Origin of the sequence: Halomonas sp. SS10-MC5 (assembly GCF_015992245.1) — a bacterium.
Taxonomy (GTDB): domain Bacteria; phylum Pseudomonadota; class Gammaproteobacteria; order Pseudomonadales; family Halomonadaceae; genus Halomonas; species Halomonas sulfidoxydans.
Genome location: NZ_CP065435.1, coordinates 204,391 through 220,112, shown reverse-complemented (window position 1 = coordinate 220,112; position 15,722 = coordinate 204,391). Strand labels below are relative to the sequence as shown.

Genomic DNA, 15,722 nt, shown 5'->3' with positions numbered 1-15,722 from the left:
GAGCCAAACCATGACGAACATCGACACCCTGCCCACCGAACAGCGCCAGCGCTGCGAGGTCTGGACCCGCGTGATGGGCTACCACCGCCCGGTCAGCCAGTTCAACGTCGGCAAGCGCGCCGAGCATCGCGAGCGCCGCCACTTCACCGAGCGGGCCGCCGACTTGACGCCCTGACTGCCTGACCTGCCGGGCCCTGTGCCCGGCATTCACGCCCCAAGCCGAGGAGCCCCTCATGATCGCCACCGACCTTGACCCGCCCGCCCTCGCGCCTCTCGACGGCATCCGCCTGCCCATTGCCGGCCTGACCCAGATGACCACCCTGGACTATCCGGATCACCTGGCCTGCGTGGTGTTCCTGCAGGGCTGCCCGCTGCGCTGCGGCTACTGCCACAACGACCACATGATGCCGCCGCGCCGCGGCGACGAGAGCGAATGGCAGGCGGTACGGGAGTTCCTGGAGAGCCGCCGGGGGCTGCTCGAGGCGGTGGTGTTCAGCGGCGGCGAGCCGACGCTGCACAACGCCCTGCCGGCGGCGGTACGCGAAGTGAAGGCAATGGGCTTCAAGGTGGGCTTGCACACCGCCGGCCCCTACCCGGCGCGGCTCTCGCGGCTGCTGCCGTGGCTCGACTGGGTGGGGCTCGACGTGAAGGGACGCGGGAGCGACTTCGACCGCATCTGCGGGCGTCCCGGCATCTGGCAGCGCAACAGCCGGTGCCTGATGGCGCTGCTCAATGGTGATGTCGACTTCGAGTGCCGCACCACCGTGCACTGGCGCGACTTCTCGCTGGCCGAGGTGGAGCGCCTGGCACTGACCCTGGCCGACTGCGGCGTGCGCCGCTACGCCATCCAGGTGGCTCGCACCCGCCAGTGCCTCGACCCGGCCTACTGCCAGCCGGTGGAGAACGCCCCGCCGCGGGCGATGCTGGCCGGGCTGGTCAGGCGTTTGGCGCCGCACTTCGAGCGTATCGAACTCAGGGAGTGAGTTTCAGATTCTCCGGCCCGAAGGCATCGGGCAGCAGTTCCTCCATGGTGTAGCGCTTGAGCAGCGTACCTTGAGCATCGACCACGTGGATGCGTGTCGTGGCGTCGGCGAACTCGCGGATGCGCTGGCGGCAGTCGCCGCAGGGCGAACACAGGTGCTCGCCGGGGCCGATCACGTAGACGTGGCGCAGCCGACGCTCGCCGGCGCTGACCATGGCAGCGATGGCCGAGGCCTCGGCGCACAAGCCCTTGTAGTGGGCTACCTCGACGTTGGCGCCGACGTAGCGCGCGCCGCTCCCGCTCTCCACCATGGCGCCCACCGGATGCCGGGAATAGGGCGCGTAGGCGTTGCCGCGCGCCGCGATCAGCGCGCCGACGACGCTCGGATCGATGTCGCTCATGCCGCCCCCGCCGCATCGTCGCGCAGCACCGCGTCGAGGGCCACCTCGACCATCTCGTTGAAGCTGCGCTCGCGGGCCTCGCTGGGCAGCGACTCGCCCTTGAGGATGTGGTCGGAGACCGTGCAGAGGGTCATCGCCCGGCCGCCGAACTCCGCCGCCACGCCGTAGAGCCCCGCCGCCTCCATCTCCACGCCGACGATGCCGTAGCGCTTCATCAGCGTGAACAGCTCCGCCTGGGGGTTGTAGAACAGGTCCGCCGAGAACAGGTTGCCCACCTTCACCGGCACGCCCTGGGCCGCGGCGGCATCCACCGCATGGCGGGTCAGTTCGAAGTCGGCGATGGCGGCGAAGTCGTGGCCCATGAAGCGGGTGCGGTTGACCGCCGAATCGGTGCTCGCGCCGAGACCGATCACCACGTCGCGCACCGCCACGTCGTCGCGCACCGCGCCGCAGGAGCCGACCCGGATCAGCCGCTTTACGCCATAGTCGGTGATCAGCTCCTTGGCGTAGATGGAGACCGAGGGGATGCCCATGCCGTGGCCCATCACCGAGATCTCGCGGCCGCGGTAGCGCCCGGTGAAGCCGAGCATGTTACGCACGCTGGTGACCTCGCGGGCGTCCTCGAGGAAGGTCTCGGCGATGTGCTTGGCACGCAGCGGGTCGCCGGGCATCAGCACGGTGTCGGCGAAGATGCCGCGTTCGCCCTGGATATGGGGAGTCGCCATGTCGAGGCTCCTATGCAGCGATTGGCTTGGGAAGAAAATTCGTGCCGTCGTCCATGGACGAAAGGCCCAGGTGCGACGCCAGGCTCTGGCCGATGTCGGCGAAGGTCTCCCGCGCGCCCAGCGAGCCGGGGGCGAGCCCCGCGCCCAGCGCCAGTACCGGCACCCGCTCGCGGGTATGGTCGCTGCCGTGCCAGGTGGGGTCGCAGCCGTGGTCGGCAGTGATCACCAGCAGGTCGCCGTCGCGCAGCCTGGCCAGCAGCTCGGGCAGCCGCGCGTCGAAGGCCTCCAGCGCGGCGGCATAGCCGGCCACGTCACGGCGGTGGCCGTAGAGCGTGTCGAAGTCGACGAAGTTGGTCATGACGAGCGAGCGCTCGCCGGCCTCCTCCAGGGCGGCCAGGGTGGCGTCCATCAGCGCATCGTGGCCGCTGGCCTTGAGCGTGCGCGTGACGCCGCAATGGGCGTAGATGTCGGCGATCTTGCCGATGGCGATCACCTCGCCGCCGTCGCTCTCGAGCTTCTGCAGCACCGTGGGCGCCGGCGGTTCGACGCTGTAGTCGCGACGGTTGGCGGTGCGGGTGAAGTCGTCGGCATTGCGACCAACAAACGGCCGCGCGATCACCCGTCCGATGTTGTAGGGCTCGAGCAGGCGCCGGGCGGTCTCGCACAGGGCGTAGAGCCGCTCGAGGCCGAACGACTCCTCGTGGGCGGCGATCTGGAACACCGAGTCGCCCGAGGTGTAGACGATGGGCTTGCCGCTGGCCATGTGCTCCTCGCCGAGGCGGGCGATGATCTCGGTGCCCGAGGCGTGGCAGTTGCCCAGCACGCCGGGCAGCCCGGCTTCGCGCTCGAGCGCCTGGAGCAGCTCCGGTGGGAAACTGTCTTCCCGGTCGAAGAAGTAGCCCCAGTCGAAACGCACCGGCACCCCGGCGATTTCCCAGTGTCCCGAGGGGGTATCCTTGCCGGAGGAGACCTCGCGGGCGTGACCGTAGGCGCCGATCACCTCGGCTGGCACGTCAACGCCCTCGGCCCAGTTGCCGGTGCTTTCGCGGTGGGCGTGGAACAGCCCCAGCCGGCCCAGGTGGGGCAACGCAAGCGGCCCCTCTCGAGCCGCACCGTCACACTCACCGCGGGCACAGGCGGCAGCGATATGGCCCAGGGTATCGGCCCCGGCGTCGCCGAAGTCCACCGCATCGGGTGCCGCGCCGATGCCGAAGGAGTCGAGTACCAGCACGATGGCGCGAGTCATGGCGCCTCCCGACGGATCACGTCTTGAATGAGTGTAGGCCGTGTGACGTCGCCGGTCGCGATGTCGTTCACTTCGATGGCCGCGCGCAGCTGGCTGGCGGCGCGCTCGGCGGCCGCCTCGCTTGCCGCATGCACCCAGGCCAGCGGGCGTTCTCCGTCGACCGCCTCGCCGATGGCGGCGATGCCGGTCAGCCCGACCGCGGGATCGATGGCGTCCTGCGGCGCACGCCGCCCGCCGCCCAACTCGACCACGGCAAGCCCCACGGCGCGAGTGTCCATGCGCGTCACGCGACCGCTGCGCTCGGCAGGCACGGGGCGCACGATGGGCGCCCGGGGCAGGTAGCGTTCGTGGCGTTCGAGCAGGTCGACGGGGCCACCCAGGCCCGCCACCATGCGCGCGAAACGCTCGGCGGCAGCCCCCGAAGCGAGCCGTTCGTCGAGTAGCGCCAGGGCTGCCTTCCGGTCGTGGGCCAGTCTGCCGGCCAGCAGCAGCTCGGCGGCGAGCTCGCGGGTCACCTCGAGCAGTCGCCCGCCCCGCTTTTCCCCGGTCAGAAGCGCGATCGCCTCGCGCACCTCGACGGCGTTGCCGGCGCAGGACGCCAGCGGCTGACTCATGTCGGTGAGCAGCGCGGTGGTCGGCGTGCCGGCGCGGCTCGCCACCTCGGCGATGGTGCTGGCCAGCTCGAACGACGCCTCATGAGTGGGCATAAAGGCGCCGCTGCCGGTCTTGACGTCCATCACCAGGGCGTCGAGGCCGCAGGCGAGCTTCTTGCCGAGGATCGAGCTGACGATCAGCGGCAGCGACTCCACCGTGGCGGTGACGTCGCGGATGGCGTAGAGCCGCCGGTCGGCCGGGGCCAGCTCGGCGGTCTGGCCGACGATGGCCACGCCCGCCTCGCGCACCAAGGTGCGGAAGCGCTCCCGCGAGGGCGCGATGTCGTAGCCGGGAATCGCCTCGAGCTTGTCCAGGGTGCCGCCGGTGTGGCCCAGGCCGCGGCCGGAGACCATCGGCACGAAGCCGCCGCAGGCGGCGACCCACGGCCCCAGCACCAGCGAGACGAGATCGCCCACCCCGCCGGTGGAGTGCTTGTCGAGCACCGGCCCCGGCAGGTCGAGCCCCTCACCCAGGCCGCGCCACGCCAGCACCTCGCCGGAGTCGCGTACGGCCTCGGTCAGCGCCACCGTCTCGGCGGCATTCATGCCGTTGAGGTAGATCGCCATGGCCAGCGCGCCCACTTGGGCGTCGGAGAGGCTGCCGTCGACGATACCGCCCACCAGCTCACCGATCGCCTCGGGCGAGAGCACCTCGCCGTCGCGCTTGGCGCGAATCAGCTCTTGAGGTAGGGCACGTGCAGGCATCAGTAACCCTCCGTGGGCCCCTCGCCCTCAGCAACGCCAAGGGTTTCGAGCAGGCTGCCGAGCAGCCCCGAGGCACCGAAGCGGAAGTGCGCCGGGGTGATCCAATCCGCCCCCATCACCTGCTCGGCAAGCTGCAGGTAGGCGGCGGCGTCCTCAACGGTGCGCACGCCGCCGGCGGCCTTGAAGCCGACGTCGCGGCCGCTCGCCTTGATCGCGGTGAGCAGGATCTTGGCGGCGTCCAGGGTGGCGTTGACGGCCACCTTGCCGGTGGAGGTCTTGAGGAAGTCGGCGCCGCCGTCGATGGCCAGCATGCCGGCGCGGTCGATCAGCCCGGCCACCTTCAGCTCGCCGGTTTCCAGGATCACCTTGAGCACGGCGTCGCCGCACTCGCGCTTGCAGGCGGCGACCAGCGCACGGCCGACCTCGGCGTCGCCCGCCATCAGCGCACGATAGGGGAAGACCACGTCGACCTCGTCGGCGCCGGACGCGACGGCCGCCCGGGTCTCGGCCGCGGCGCGTTCGATGTCCGCCTCGCCGTGAGGGAAGTTGGTCACCGTGGCCACCTTCACCTTGCCGGCCAGGCCCTGCTCGGCCAGTGCCTCGCGGGCGGTTGGCACGAAGGCGGGATAGACGCACACCGCCGCTGGGTGTCCCGCCGGCGTGTTGGCGCGAGCGCAGAGTTCGCGGATGACGGCGTCGCTGTCGTCCTCGTTGAGGCTGGTGAGGTCCATCAGCGCCAGCGCCTGGCGCGCGGCCTGCTGCAGTTCGGTCATGACGTTACCTGTCGATACGGAATGGATTTGCGGTAGCCATCAGATCACCCCGCCTATGGAGAGGAAGAAACCGGCAATGGCCGCCGACATCAGGTTGGAGAGCGTGCCGGCCAGCACCGCCTTGATCCCGAAGCGGGCGATGTCGTGGCGCCGGCTGGGGGCGATGCTGCCCAGGCCGCCGAGCAGGATGGCGATCGACGAGAGGTTGGCGAAGCCGCACAGGGCGAAGGAGAGGATGGCCACGGTATGGCCGCTCATGGCCTGGCCGGTATTGACCACCATCGACGTGCCTTCGACGTAGGGCGACAGGTTGATGAAGGCGACGAACTCGTTGACCACCAGCTTCTGGCCGATGAAGGAGCCGGCCAGGGTCGCCTCCTCCCAGGGCACGCCGAGCACGAAGGCGAGCGGGGCGAACAGCCAGCCCAGAATCAACTCCAGGCTCAGCTGCTCGACGCCGATCCAGCCACCCACCCCGCCGAGCATGCCGTTGATCAGCGCGATCAGGCCGATGAAGGCGAGCAGCATGGCGCCGACGTTGGCCGCCAGGCGCAGCCCCGAGGTGGCCCCGGCCGCCGCCGCATCGAGGACGTTGACCGGCTTGTCCTCCTCCTCGATGACCTCGTTGGCCTCCTCGACGTCGTCTACCGGCTTTTCGGTCTCGGGCATGATCAGCTTGGCGAACAGCAGCCCGCCGGGGGCGGCCATGAACGAGGCCGCCACCAGGTATTCCATGGGGATGCCCAGCGCCGCGTAGCCGGCCAGCACCGAGCCCGCCACCGAGGCCAGCCCGCCGCACATCACCGCGAACAGCTGGGAGGGGGTCATGCGGGCGATGAAGGGGCGCACCACCAGCGGCGCCTCGGTCTGGCCGACGAAGATGTTGGCGGTGGCCGAGAGCGATTCGGTGCGCGAGGTGCCCAGCGCCTTCTGCAGCGCGCCGCCGAGGAGGCGGATCACCCACTGCATGATGCCGAGGTAGTAGAGCACGGCGATCAGCGAGGAGAAGAAGATGATCACCGGCAGCACCTTGATGGCGAAGACGAAGCCGATGCTGTCGACGTCGGCCAGGCCGCCGAACAGGAAGTCGATGCCGTCGTTGGCGTAGAGCACCACCTGGCTGACCCCGGCGGAAATGGTCTGCAGCACCGCCTGGCCGAACGGCACGTAGAGCACGAAGGCACCGATGCCGGCCTGGATGGCGAAGGCGCCGCCCACGGTTCGCAGCCGGATGTGGCGGCGATTGGTGGAGAAGATAAGAGCGATGGCGATCAGCGTCGCCATGCCGACCAGGCTCATGATGGCAGTCATGGGAGGTCCTTCCGTTCGTGCTGGGTGGCCGCGACAGGGGCGCACCTGGTTATAGTAGGAAGCGTACGGGGCTAACGCGAAGCCCACGCGAAGCCCACGCGAAGACCGCGCAAATGCTACGCAAGACACGCGAAGATCATGCGAATGTTAAATCTATAACATTCAGTGTGACACTTCCAACATCCGCGGCGCCAGACGCAACGAGGCCGCCACGCAGTGCGTGGCGGCCTCGTCGTAATGCGGGGGCGCGTCAGTGACGATCGGTTGGCGAGCCCTCCGGCATCACCTGCGCACATGGCGTCATCTCGAGCTCGCGCGGCGCCGGGGTCGCTTCGCCCGCGCGCGCCAGGCGCGGGAAACCGGGCGGCGGGCGCCCCTCGAAGACTCGGTCGAAGATTTCCAGGGCCTGGTCCGCGGTGAGGATGCCCTGCCGCACCGCTGGCCAACTGAGGCAGTCCTCGCGGCGCACCAGGGATGGCCCCCGGCGATGCGATACGTGCACCAGGGCCGGCACGCTAGCGTAGCCGAGCACCGAGAGCACCGAGGCGCGATGCTGGCCATTGGCCACCACGAAGCGTACTTCGTCACCGCGCGCGAGCGTATCGATCACGATGTGCTGGTGGAAATACTCCAGCCGCTGGGAGGCGCGCTGGCGATACCCCTCCTGCAGGATGGCCCGGTGCAGTGCGACCAGTTGGTTCAGGCGCCGCTCGCCGAACCAGTCCGGCTTGGGCCCCACCTGACGCACCGTGGTCTCGGATACCAGCGACGGCTCCTCGCCGTTATCCTGCGACGCCAATTCGGCCAGGGTGCGCAGCAGGTGCAGCTGGCGCACGTCACTCCATGGCATGAAATCGCTCAGGGGCGGCGCCAACCGGAGCCAGGGGTGGGCACTTTCCAGCGGCACGCCCAGCGAGGCGGCCAGCGTCGCCGGTTGCCAGTTCTGCCAATAGGCTTCCAGGCAGCTCCCGCGATAGCTTCGGCACTCACCGTCCAGGTATTGGCGCAGGCTCTGCACATAAGGGTGCAGCGAGTCGCGGCCGTAGGCGATGCCGGTGGGTCCGAACCAACGGCAGTCGGCCAGCCGGCACTGGATGAGACAGGGGGTGCCACGATGGGCGTAAAAGGCCTCCAGGGGGCCCACCGCCTCCCGGCTCAGGTCAGGGACGGGATACTGCCTGGGACCGACCCGCCGCCAGATCCGCCGGTACAACCGCCGGCAGCGCTGGAGCGTCGTGGCGACCATGGTCGACATGGCTTGCCTCCTCCAGGGTGTGTTCGACCGCCGAGGCGACCGTGGCCAGCCGCTCCGGTGTCTGGGTGGGATCGACCAGCAGCATCAGGCTGGTCTCGCCGAGACGCTGCGCTATCGGCAGCCGCGACGGCGGACGCCAGCCGGTGCCGTCGAAGGCGCGCTCGCGGTAGATCTCGCTGCAGCCGCCGTGCAGGCAGGTCACGCCAGCGGCCTGGATGGCCGCCACCACGGCGTCGCGATCCCAGCCGGCACATAGCCGATCGGGCTCGACGAAGGCGTAGAACTTGTACCAGGCATGGCCGGCCTCGGGCGGTGGCTGCGGCACGCGCAGGCCCGGCAGACCGCCGAGCCGCTGGCTCAGGTAGGCCGCGTTCTCGCGGCGCCGTTCGAGCCATCGCGGCAGCTTGCGCAGCTGGCAACGGCCGATCGCCGCCTGCATCTCGGTCATGCGCCAGTTGGTGCCGAAGTCGTCGTGCAACCAGCGGAACCCCGGCGGGTGCACGCCCTGCACCGCGGACCACGACTTGCCATGGTCCTTGTAGCTCCAGGCGCGCCGCCAGGCCGCTTCGTCCTTGAGCAGCAGCATGCCGCCCTCGCCGCCCGTCGAAATGATCTTGTCGGTACAGAACGAGAACGCGGCCGCGTCACCGACGCTGCCGACCGGACGCCCGCGCCAGGTGGCACCGTGGGCCTGGGCGCCATCCTCGATCAGCCACAGGCCACAGGTATCGGCCAGTCGACGCAGGCCATCCAGGTCACAGGGCCAGCCGGCCAGGTGCACCGCCACGATGGCTCGAGTCCGCGGGGTGAGTACCGCTGCCACGCTCTCCACGCAGAGATTGCCGGAGTCGGGATCGACGTCGGCGAACACCGGCCGCGCACCGCGGGCCACCACGCAGGAGACCGAAGCCATGAAGCTGCGTGGCGTCACCACCACTTCGTCGCCAGGCCCAACGCCCAGCGCATGCAGCGCCAGCTCCAGCGCCACGGTACCGTTGGCCAGGGCGATGGCATGCGGCACGCCATGGAAGGCGGCGAACTCCTCCTCGAAGCTTCGCCCCTCCTCACCGTTCCAGTAGTTGACGCGGCCCGAGCGCAGGACACGCTCCACCGCCTCGCGTTCATCCTCCTCGTGGAAGGGCCATGCCTTGGGTTGAGTCATTCCGGTTGCTCCTCGGATCGTGCTGCATTGCCTGAGGGAAAGAGCGTGCGCCAGAGGTAGCCCAGGTCGCGGCCGAAGGACCAGTGCAGGACGTAGTCCCGGTTGAGCCGCACCTTGTCGGGAAAGATCACCTCGCGGTTGTAGCGCTCGGGGTCCGCCACGCCGGCCAGCAGGCGCTCCTCGTCGCGGTACTTGAGGGTAGCGGGACCCGTGATACCCGGACGCACGGCGAGGATCACCCGGTCCTGCTCGTCGAGGAGGTCGGCGAAGCCCGGCACGTCGGGGCGAGGCCCGACGAAGCTCATGTGCCCGGCGAGTACGTTGAACAGTTGGGGCAGCTCGTCGAGCTTGCTGCGTCGCAGAATACGCCCAAGCCGCGTGATGCGCGGATCGTCGAGCGTGGTCACGCTGGTGCCCGCCTGGGGGCGCATGGTACGCAGCTTGATCACGCGGAAGGGACGCCCGTCGCGGCCGACACGCTCCTGCACGAAGAAGCCCGAGGCCTGGGTATCCCGCGCCGCGGCCCAGGCGGCCACCAGGATCAGCGGCAGCAGCAGCAGCAGCAGCGCCGCCGCAAGGACGAGGTCGAAGGCACGCTTGAGGAAACGCTGCGCCGGCGTCAGGCCAAGTTCGCGCGGCAGCGGCGCCTCGAGGTGCTGCTGGTACGGGCGCATCTCAGCGCACCATGCCCGCTTCGACGGGATTGAGGCTGTGCATGGTGACCCCCTTGGCGAGGTAGTAGAGCGCCTCGCCGAACAGCACCAAGGGGTCGTCGAGCTTGAAGTCGTCGTAGGCGTGAGCGCGGGTCCCGTCCACACCCAGGCCGTCGCGCAGCCGCCCGCGCCGCAGCAGGTCCAGCCGGCGCAACAGGTCGCCCAGCAGCCAGCGCGAGACCACCCCGCTGCGCCCCGGCCGGAAGTGGGCGCGGGCCACGGCCGGACCGCGAGTCTCGGCCAGGTAGAGCAGCCAGGGAAAGTTGACCCCGGCGCTCAACGCCAGGTCGATGGAGCCCCACAGGCGCGGATTGATCTCGATGAAGACGTGACGTCCGCTGGTGGGGTCGAACTTGAACTCCAGCATGGCCAGGCCATGCCAGCCCAGCGCATCGAGCAGGCGATGGGCATCGGCCTCCAGCGAAGGATGTGCGGCGCTGACGCGCAGGGTGCTGGTGCCGCCCGTGGCGATCTTCTCCTGCAGGCGGTGATGGGTGAACGAGGCGATGCGCTCGCCGTACCAGTAGAGACAGGAGACGCCCCAGCCATCGCCGGCGACACACTCCTGAACGATGGGAAGCCGTGCGGGATCCAGGGCGAAGTCGTCGACCATGCGTTCCAGCGCGGCGGTCAGGGCCGCACCGCCGCGGGCAAAGCGCACCCCCTTGGAGCTGTTGCCACGCCGCGCCCGCGCCACGTACTCGCGTGTGCTGTCGGTCCGCACGCCGGCTTCGGCCGGCGTCCGGTAGTCGACGATCGGCGCTACCGGCACATCCAGGTCCCGCGCCAGCCGGCTGATTCGATCCTTGTCGTTGACCCGTACCAGGCTGTCGACGTTGGCCAGCGGCAGCGACACGCCGGCCGGCAGCCGGCCCGCCTCACGTGCCTGCGCCAGCAGCTCGCCCTCCTCGTGCCCGGGCAGCAGCAGACCGATGCGATGACGTTCGCACAGGGCAGCGATATCGTCGACGAAGCCATCCGGGTCGGCATAGGGCGAGCGATAGCGTCCGCGGCCCCGCGTCAGGCGTGATGCCTGGCACATGCCCACCCTCGCCGTATCGGCGACCACCACCGGCACGCCCCGGCGCGCCAGACCACGCAGCGCCGAATAACTGCTGCGACACCAGCCATGAGTGAGCATTACTCTGGTCTCGTTGCCCATGCGAACCTCCTCGACTAGAGCTGAGTGATCTCGAGCAGCTGGCGGTTGACCCGGCGCACGTCATAGCGCCTCTCGACCTGCTCCAGACTGGCGCGAGCCATGGCCGCCACGGCCGTGTCGTCGGCCTCGATCAGGGCCAGCATGGCGTCGGCCAGGGCGCGAGCGCTGCGCGGCTCGACCCGCCACCCGTTGATGCCCGGCTCGACCGTCTCGCGGCAGCCGGGCGAATCGGTGGTGATGATGGGGCGCCCGGTGGCCATCGCTTCGAGCACCGAACGCGGGATGCCCTCGCGATACCAGGAGGGCAGGACGTAACAGCGGCAGCCGGCCAGCGCTGCCTGAACCGATTCCAGCTTGCCCAGGTACTCGATGTCGCCGGCCGCCTGCCAGGCGGCGAGTTCCTCGGGCCGCACGCTGGACGGGTTGGGGTCCAGCGCGCCGGCGAGCTGGAATCGCGCCTGGGGGTAGCGCTCGTGGACGAGGCGGACGGCCTCGACGTAGACACGCACGCCCTTCTCCACCATCAGCCGCGCCAGCATCAGGAACACCGGCTCCCGGGGCAGCGGACGGGGGGGAAAGAGGTCGACATCGACCCCCGAGCCGTCGACGACCGCCGAGCGCGCCGTCGGCGAGAGCAGGCCGCACTCACGGAACAGCGCCTGGTCATCGGGGTTCTGGAAGATGGTGGTGTGGGCGTTGGCCAGCGCGCGCCGGTAGAGCCGGGTCAGCAGGGCATGCAACAGGCTGCGCTTCGCGCCACGTGCCTCGGAGAAGGCGTAGCCGAGCCCGGTGATCATCGGATGGAAGCGCACCCCCGGCTGGTCGCGTACCGCCAGCCCGGCGTAGATCACCGGCTTGGCGGTGTAGGCGATGAGCACCTCGGGCGCATGGCGCGCTATAAGGGCGCGAATCGCCCGTGCGGTGCGCCAATCCTCCAGCGGGTCGAGGCCGCCCCGCCCGATCACGAGCGGCTCGAAGGGAATCGACAGCGCCGCCAGCTCGCGCCGCACCCCCTCGGCGGAGGCATCCGGGTGCGCCGCGGCGACGATGCGGTGGCCACGCTCGCCGAGCAGCTTCAGCAGCGGCCCCCGGAAATTGCTCAGCGAGCGAGCCGTACCGCCGATCACCAGCACGCGGCGCCTGACGACCGGCAGCGCCTGCGCCGCGCCCCCGGCCGTTTCGGTCATACGCACCGGACGTCCTCCCCCACGGGGCGCTCCGCCGCGACAGCGGCAGGCCTGGGGCGGAGCAGGTAGACCATGTGCGAGCGGTCCTCCGGGACCGGGTAGTGCCGCAGGCAGTCGAAGTAACGCCCGATCTCGGCGATCACCCGCCGGCGCGAGGTCGCCGGCGAGGCATCGATCTGCCACAGCCCGCTGCCCGAGGTGCGCCCGCGTCTACGCTGCCAGGCCCGCTTGAGGGCCAGCGGCAACGGCAGCGAAAGCGTGTACGGCGAGGTGGAGGTAAGGCGCAGCAGGCAGTAGAGGCGGAAGTCGTTCACCGGCAGGGTCAGCAGGCAATGTTTCCCGGTCAGCCGGGAGAGCATCGACAGCGCCTGGGGGAACTCATCGAACGGCAGGTGATGCAGCACCCGCGAGCACAGCACCATGTCGAAGCGGCGCTCCGCCAGCGCCGGCGGGGGACGCAGGATGGAGCCGACATGGTCGGGGCGCAGGGCAGGGTTGATGTCCAGCGTCGTCACGCTCACCCCTTGGTGGCGCAGGTACGCGGTGACGATGCCGGAGCCGACACCGACCTCCAGCAGCGTGGCGGGGCGACACTCCTCGATCAGCTTGAGCTGATGCCAGTAGGCCAGCATGCGCTGCTTGGAGTTGTAGCGCTGGAATCGGTAGTAGTCCCGCGACAGACGTTCCGGAGATATCTGGATCTGGCTCATGGAGGACCCGTTATTGTTCGTCAGGTTGAGGAAGGGCGTCCGTGCTCAGGCGTGGCGCGGCACCGGCTGTTGGCTACAGGCGCGCAGGTGTGCCGTGATGCGCTCGCAGACGCGCCCGTCGTGGAGCGCCGCGTGGCGCGCGACGAAGCGCGCCAGGGCGGCGTCGTGCTCGCCCGCCTGGATCGCCCGCCAGGCCGCCGGCAGTTGCTGCCAGCCTTCGATCACCGGCCCCGGCGCATCGGCGAAGTAGTCGCCGTAGACGCCGACGTCCTCGTTCAGGTAGCTCGCGAGGTCCGGCGCCATCAGCACGATCGGCCGGCGCAGGCAGGCGTAGTCGAACATCAGGCTGGAGTAGTCGGTCAGCAGCAGGTCGACGGCCGGCAGCAGGGCATTGACGTCGGCAAAGCGCGAGACCGGCACCTCGCGCACGTGGGCCGAACGGCGCTCGAGCGCCGCGATGCCGCTCATCTTCAGCGAGGCGTGACCGCGCACCAGCAGCAGCAGGCGCTCGCGCTCCAGCCAGGGCAGCAGGGCCTCGAGCCGCTTGCCCTGGGCCACGTCGAGCCCGCCCCTCCCCTGCATGCGCAGCGTCGGGGCATAGAGCAGCACGCCGGCGAAGGTGCGGGTCTCGATGCCGGCGCCGCGCAGCAGCCCCGCGGCATCCGTGCGGAAGGCATCCCAGCGCGGGTAGCCCAGCGCCACCACCCGCTCGCGAGGCAGCCCGTAGGCCGACATCATGCGCTCGCGCCCCACGCTCGATGCCACCAGCACCTGATCCGGACCGCGCTTGCCGGGCAGCAGCCGGCGCAGGTAGCGGTCGAACAGCCGCGTCACGCCGCCGATGCGCTGCGAGCGGGCATGGGCATCACGCCCGAAGCGCTTGAGCGGCGTGCCGTGGGTGAGGTTGATCAGGGTGCCCCCGATGGAGGCATGGGCGTTGACGTCCTCGGCGGAGTGAGTGACCAGAAACAGCCGTGCACGCAGCGAGACCAGGATCCCCCGCAGCGAGTAGGCCATGGCGGCTTCGCCCCCCTCCTCCTGCACCCGGCGCAGTACGTCGCGGCTGTGGGTCAGCCAGACGGCGCGAAGGTCGGGCTCGTGGGCATGGACGTGGCGGTAGAGGGCGCGGGCATTGTCGGCATACTGCTGGCCATGCCAGGCACCGAACACCCAGAGTCGGTCGTTGCGCGGGAAGCAGGCGCCCAGGGCGCACAGCGGCAGCCAGGCGAGCTGCCGCGCCAGGCGCGTCAGGTAATTGAGCATTGGAGACTCCCGGCCCGCAGGGCCGATGCGAAGAGAGGTCAGCCGAAGTCCTTGCGCAGCGCCTCAAGCACGTCGAAGGCGTGCAGCAGATCCTCACGGGATACGCTGCAGAAGCGATTGAGCGAACGCTTCAGGTCGGTGGTCGAAACACCCTCCGTACGCGGCAGGTAGACCACCTCGCAGTAGCGGGCGAGGAAGTCGAAGTGCCCGCGCCAGTCCTCGCCGATGGCGAAGGTCGACACCCCGTAGCGCTGGACGTCATCGATCTTCTGATCCCAGTTGGTTTCGGGAATGACCTCGTCCACGTAACGAATGGAGCGCACGATCTCGGCGCGCTGCTCGAAAGGGATCAGGGTGCGCTTGCCCTTGCCGGCGTTGAACTCGTCGGTGGAGACCGCAACGATCAGCCGGCTCCCCATGCCGGCCAGGCGTCGCAGCAGGTTCAGGTGGCCGATATGGAACATGTCGAAGGTGCCGTAGGTAATGACCGTCCCGCCCATCGTCTTCCCTCCCGCTCGTCCGAGCTTGTCATGGCGTCACTTCACCCAGCGCCTCAGCCGGTCGTAGTAGGGCTGAGGAATCAACAACGTGGCGGCGTGGAGCCAGTGCCTGCCCTGCATCCCCAGATGCGAGAGCGCCGCCAGTTCCTGGCGTATCGGCTGCCCCAGGCGTTTCTTCTCCACCGCCCAGGAGAGCACCTTGCGATTGATCGCGGCGTGCAGCTGGCGCGCCTCCTCGCCGGTCAGTCGACCCGCGTACTCCGCCAGCAGATCGACCCCGGGGTGAAGGTGCACCAGATTGCGCTTGTCACGGGTCACGCCGCTGTTCTCGAGCTGCCACAGGCTGGTGACGCTGTTGCAGTAGTGGATCGCGTCGAGTTCGCACAGCACCTTGAGCCAGAAGTAGACGTCACCGCCGCGCCGGTACCGGTCGACCGGAAAGCCGCCCAGCTGCAGAAAACGCTCGCGGCGGATGCAGGCGCCGTTCATGTGGATGAAGTCGCTGCGGGCGAAGGCACGCAGCGCTTCGCGGCGCACCAGGCGGCCGCCGGGCAGTCGCTCGATCCTCGGCAGGGGCCGCCCGTCCTCCATCTTCTGGTAGGCATTGACGAACAACTCGATGCCGGGGTGGGCGACGATGGCATCGTGCAGTCGCCGCAGATGATCGGGCCGATAGAGATCGTCGGCGTCGAGAAAGGTGAGCCACGGCGCCCGCGCCATTGACGCGCCATGGTTTCTCGCGGCGTAGCCGCCGGGGCCTGGGCTGCCCCGCTGCAGCAGGGTGAGCCTGCCCTGCGCGGCGTGGCGCGCGAGGATCTCCACCGAGCCGTCCTGCGAGCCGTCGTCCACCGCGACGAGCTCGAAGTCCTGGCAGGTCTGGCCGTAGACCGACTCCAGCGCCGCCTCCAGCGAGGCGGCCTTGTCGTAGACCGGCACGATCACGCTAAAGAACGGCATGGCAAGCCTCTCCTCGA

At 69.6% G+C, this 15,722-nt stretch carries 17 protein-coding genes; 2 read left to right on the top strand and 15 right to left on the bottom strand.

Annotation, left to right across the window (positions count from 1 at the left end; all coding sequences use genetic code 11):
- Nucleotides 1-10 precede the first annotated feature (10 nt).
- Together nrdD and I4484_RS01005 are read left to right on the top strand one after the other, a co-directional pair.
- Nucleotides 11-175: an anaerobic ribonucleoside-triphosphate reductase gene (gene nrdD, locus I4484_RS01010; RefSeq protein ID WP_159548100.1), complete on the top strand. Its 165-nt coding sequence runs from the start codon at nt 11-13 to the stop codon at nt 173-175.
- Nucleotides 176-233: 58 nt separating this feature from the next.
- Nucleotides 234-983, top strand: coding sequence for an anaerobic ribonucleoside-triphosphate reductase activating protein (locus I4484_RS01005; RefSeq protein ID WP_197449221.1), 750 nt, complete (start codon nt 234-236; stop codon nt 981-983).
- Here I4484_RS01005 and cdd read toward each other — a convergent pair.
- The 15 genes from cdd to I4484_RS00930 all read right to left on the bottom strand — a co-directional run bounded on the left by cdd (nt 973) and on the right by I4484_RS00930 (nt 15,705).
- Entirely contained in the window at nt 973-1,383 is a 411-nt protein-coding gene (cdd, locus tag I4484_RS01000) for a cytidine deaminase (RefSeq protein WP_197449220.1), read from the bottom strand. The two genes, I4484_RS01005 and cdd, sit on opposite strands and share 11 nt — an antisense overlap.
- Nucleotides 1,380-2,108, bottom strand: a complete 729-nt coding sequence (deoD, locus tag I4484_RS00995) for a purine-nucleoside phosphorylase (RefSeq protein ID WP_197449219.1) — start codon at nt 2,106-2,108, stop codon at nt 1,380-1,382. Before deoD ends, cdd begins: the two co-directional genes overlap by 4 nt.
- A gap of 10 nt (nt 2,109-2,118) precedes the next feature.
- Nucleotides 2,119-3,354 carry a phosphopentomutase gene (locus tag I4484_RS00990; protein WP_197449218.1) on the bottom strand — a complete coding sequence of 412 codons (1,236 nt, stop codon included), beginning with the start codon at nt 3,352-3,354 and terminating at the stop codon, nt 2,119-2,121.
- Nucleotides 3,351-4,712 (bottom strand): thymidine phosphorylase, encoded by a 1,362-nt coding sequence (gene deoA, locus I4484_RS00985; RefSeq protein WP_197449217.1) that lies wholly within the window; start codon nt 4,710-4,712, stop codon nt 3,351-3,353. Before deoA ends, I4484_RS00990 begins: the two co-directional genes overlap by 4 nt.
- Nucleotides 4,712-5,485, bottom strand: coding sequence for a deoxyribose-phosphate aldolase (deoC, locus tag I4484_RS00980; protein ID WP_197449216.1), 774 nt, complete (start codon nt 5,483-5,485; stop codon nt 4,712-4,714). Before deoC ends, deoA begins: the two co-directional genes overlap by 1 nt.
- A 39-nt stretch (nt 5,486-5,524) precedes the next feature.
- Complete coding sequence (locus tag I4484_RS00975) at nt 5,525-6,796, bottom strand: NupC/NupG family nucleoside CNT transporter (RefSeq protein ID WP_197449215.1); 1,272 nt, start codon at nt 6,794-6,796, stop codon at nt 5,525-5,527.
- 250 nt (nt 6,797-7,046) lie between these two features.
- Nucleotides 7,047-8,051, bottom strand: coding sequence for a hypothetical protein (locus I4484_RS00970; RefSeq protein WP_197449214.1), 1,005 nt, complete (start codon nt 8,049-8,051; stop codon nt 7,047-7,049).
- A complete protein-coding gene (locus I4484_RS00965; protein WP_197449213.1) occupies nt 7,957-9,213 on the bottom strand; it encodes a DegT/DnrJ/EryC1/StrS aminotransferase family protein in 1,257 nt (418 codons plus the stop codon). The genes I4484_RS00970 and I4484_RS00965 overlap by 95 nt, the downstream gene beginning before the upstream one ends.
- Nucleotides 9,210-9,887: a sugar transferase gene (locus tag I4484_RS00960; RefSeq protein WP_197449212.1), complete on the bottom strand. Its 678-nt coding sequence runs from the start codon at nt 9,885-9,887 to the stop codon at nt 9,210-9,212. Before I4484_RS00960 ends, I4484_RS00965 begins: the two co-directional genes overlap by 4 nt.
- A gap of 1 nt (nt 9,888) precedes the next feature.
- Nucleotides 9,889-11,088: an ATP-grasp domain-containing protein gene (locus I4484_RS00955; RefSeq protein WP_197449211.1), complete on the bottom strand. Its 1,200-nt coding sequence runs from the start codon at nt 11,086-11,088 to the stop codon at nt 9,889-9,891.
- A gap of 14 nt (nt 11,089-11,102) precedes the next feature.
- Nucleotides 11,103-12,275: a glycosyltransferase family 4 protein gene (locus I4484_RS00950; protein WP_197449210.1), complete on the bottom strand. Its 1,173-nt coding sequence runs from the start codon at nt 12,273-12,275 to the stop codon at nt 11,103-11,105.
- A complete protein-coding gene (locus I4484_RS00945) occupies nt 12,272-12,985 on the bottom strand; it encodes a class I SAM-dependent methyltransferase (RefSeq protein ID WP_197449209.1) in 714 nt (237 codons plus the stop codon). Before I4484_RS00945 ends, I4484_RS00950 begins: the two co-directional genes overlap by 4 nt.
- Nucleotides 12,986-13,030: 45 nt before the next feature.
- Nucleotides 13,031-14,248 (bottom strand): CDP-glycerol glycerophosphotransferase family protein, encoded by a 1,218-nt coding sequence (locus tag I4484_RS00940; protein ID WP_197449208.1) that lies wholly within the window; start codon nt 14,246-14,248, stop codon nt 13,031-13,033.
- Nucleotides 14,249-14,286: 38 nt separating this feature from the next.
- Entirely contained in the window at nt 14,287-14,748 is a 462-nt protein-coding gene (locus tag I4484_RS00935; RefSeq protein ID WP_197449207.1) for an adenylyltransferase/cytidyltransferase family protein, read from the bottom strand.
- A gap of 36 nt (nt 14,749-14,784) precedes the next feature.
- The gene (locus I4484_RS00930) at nt 14,785-15,705 is read right to left on the bottom strand and encodes a glycosyltransferase family A protein (protein ID WP_197449206.1); all 921 of its coding nucleotides are present in this window, start codon (nt 15,703-15,705) and stop codon (nt 14,785-14,787) included.
- Nucleotides 15,706-15,722 lie beyond the last annotated feature (17 nt).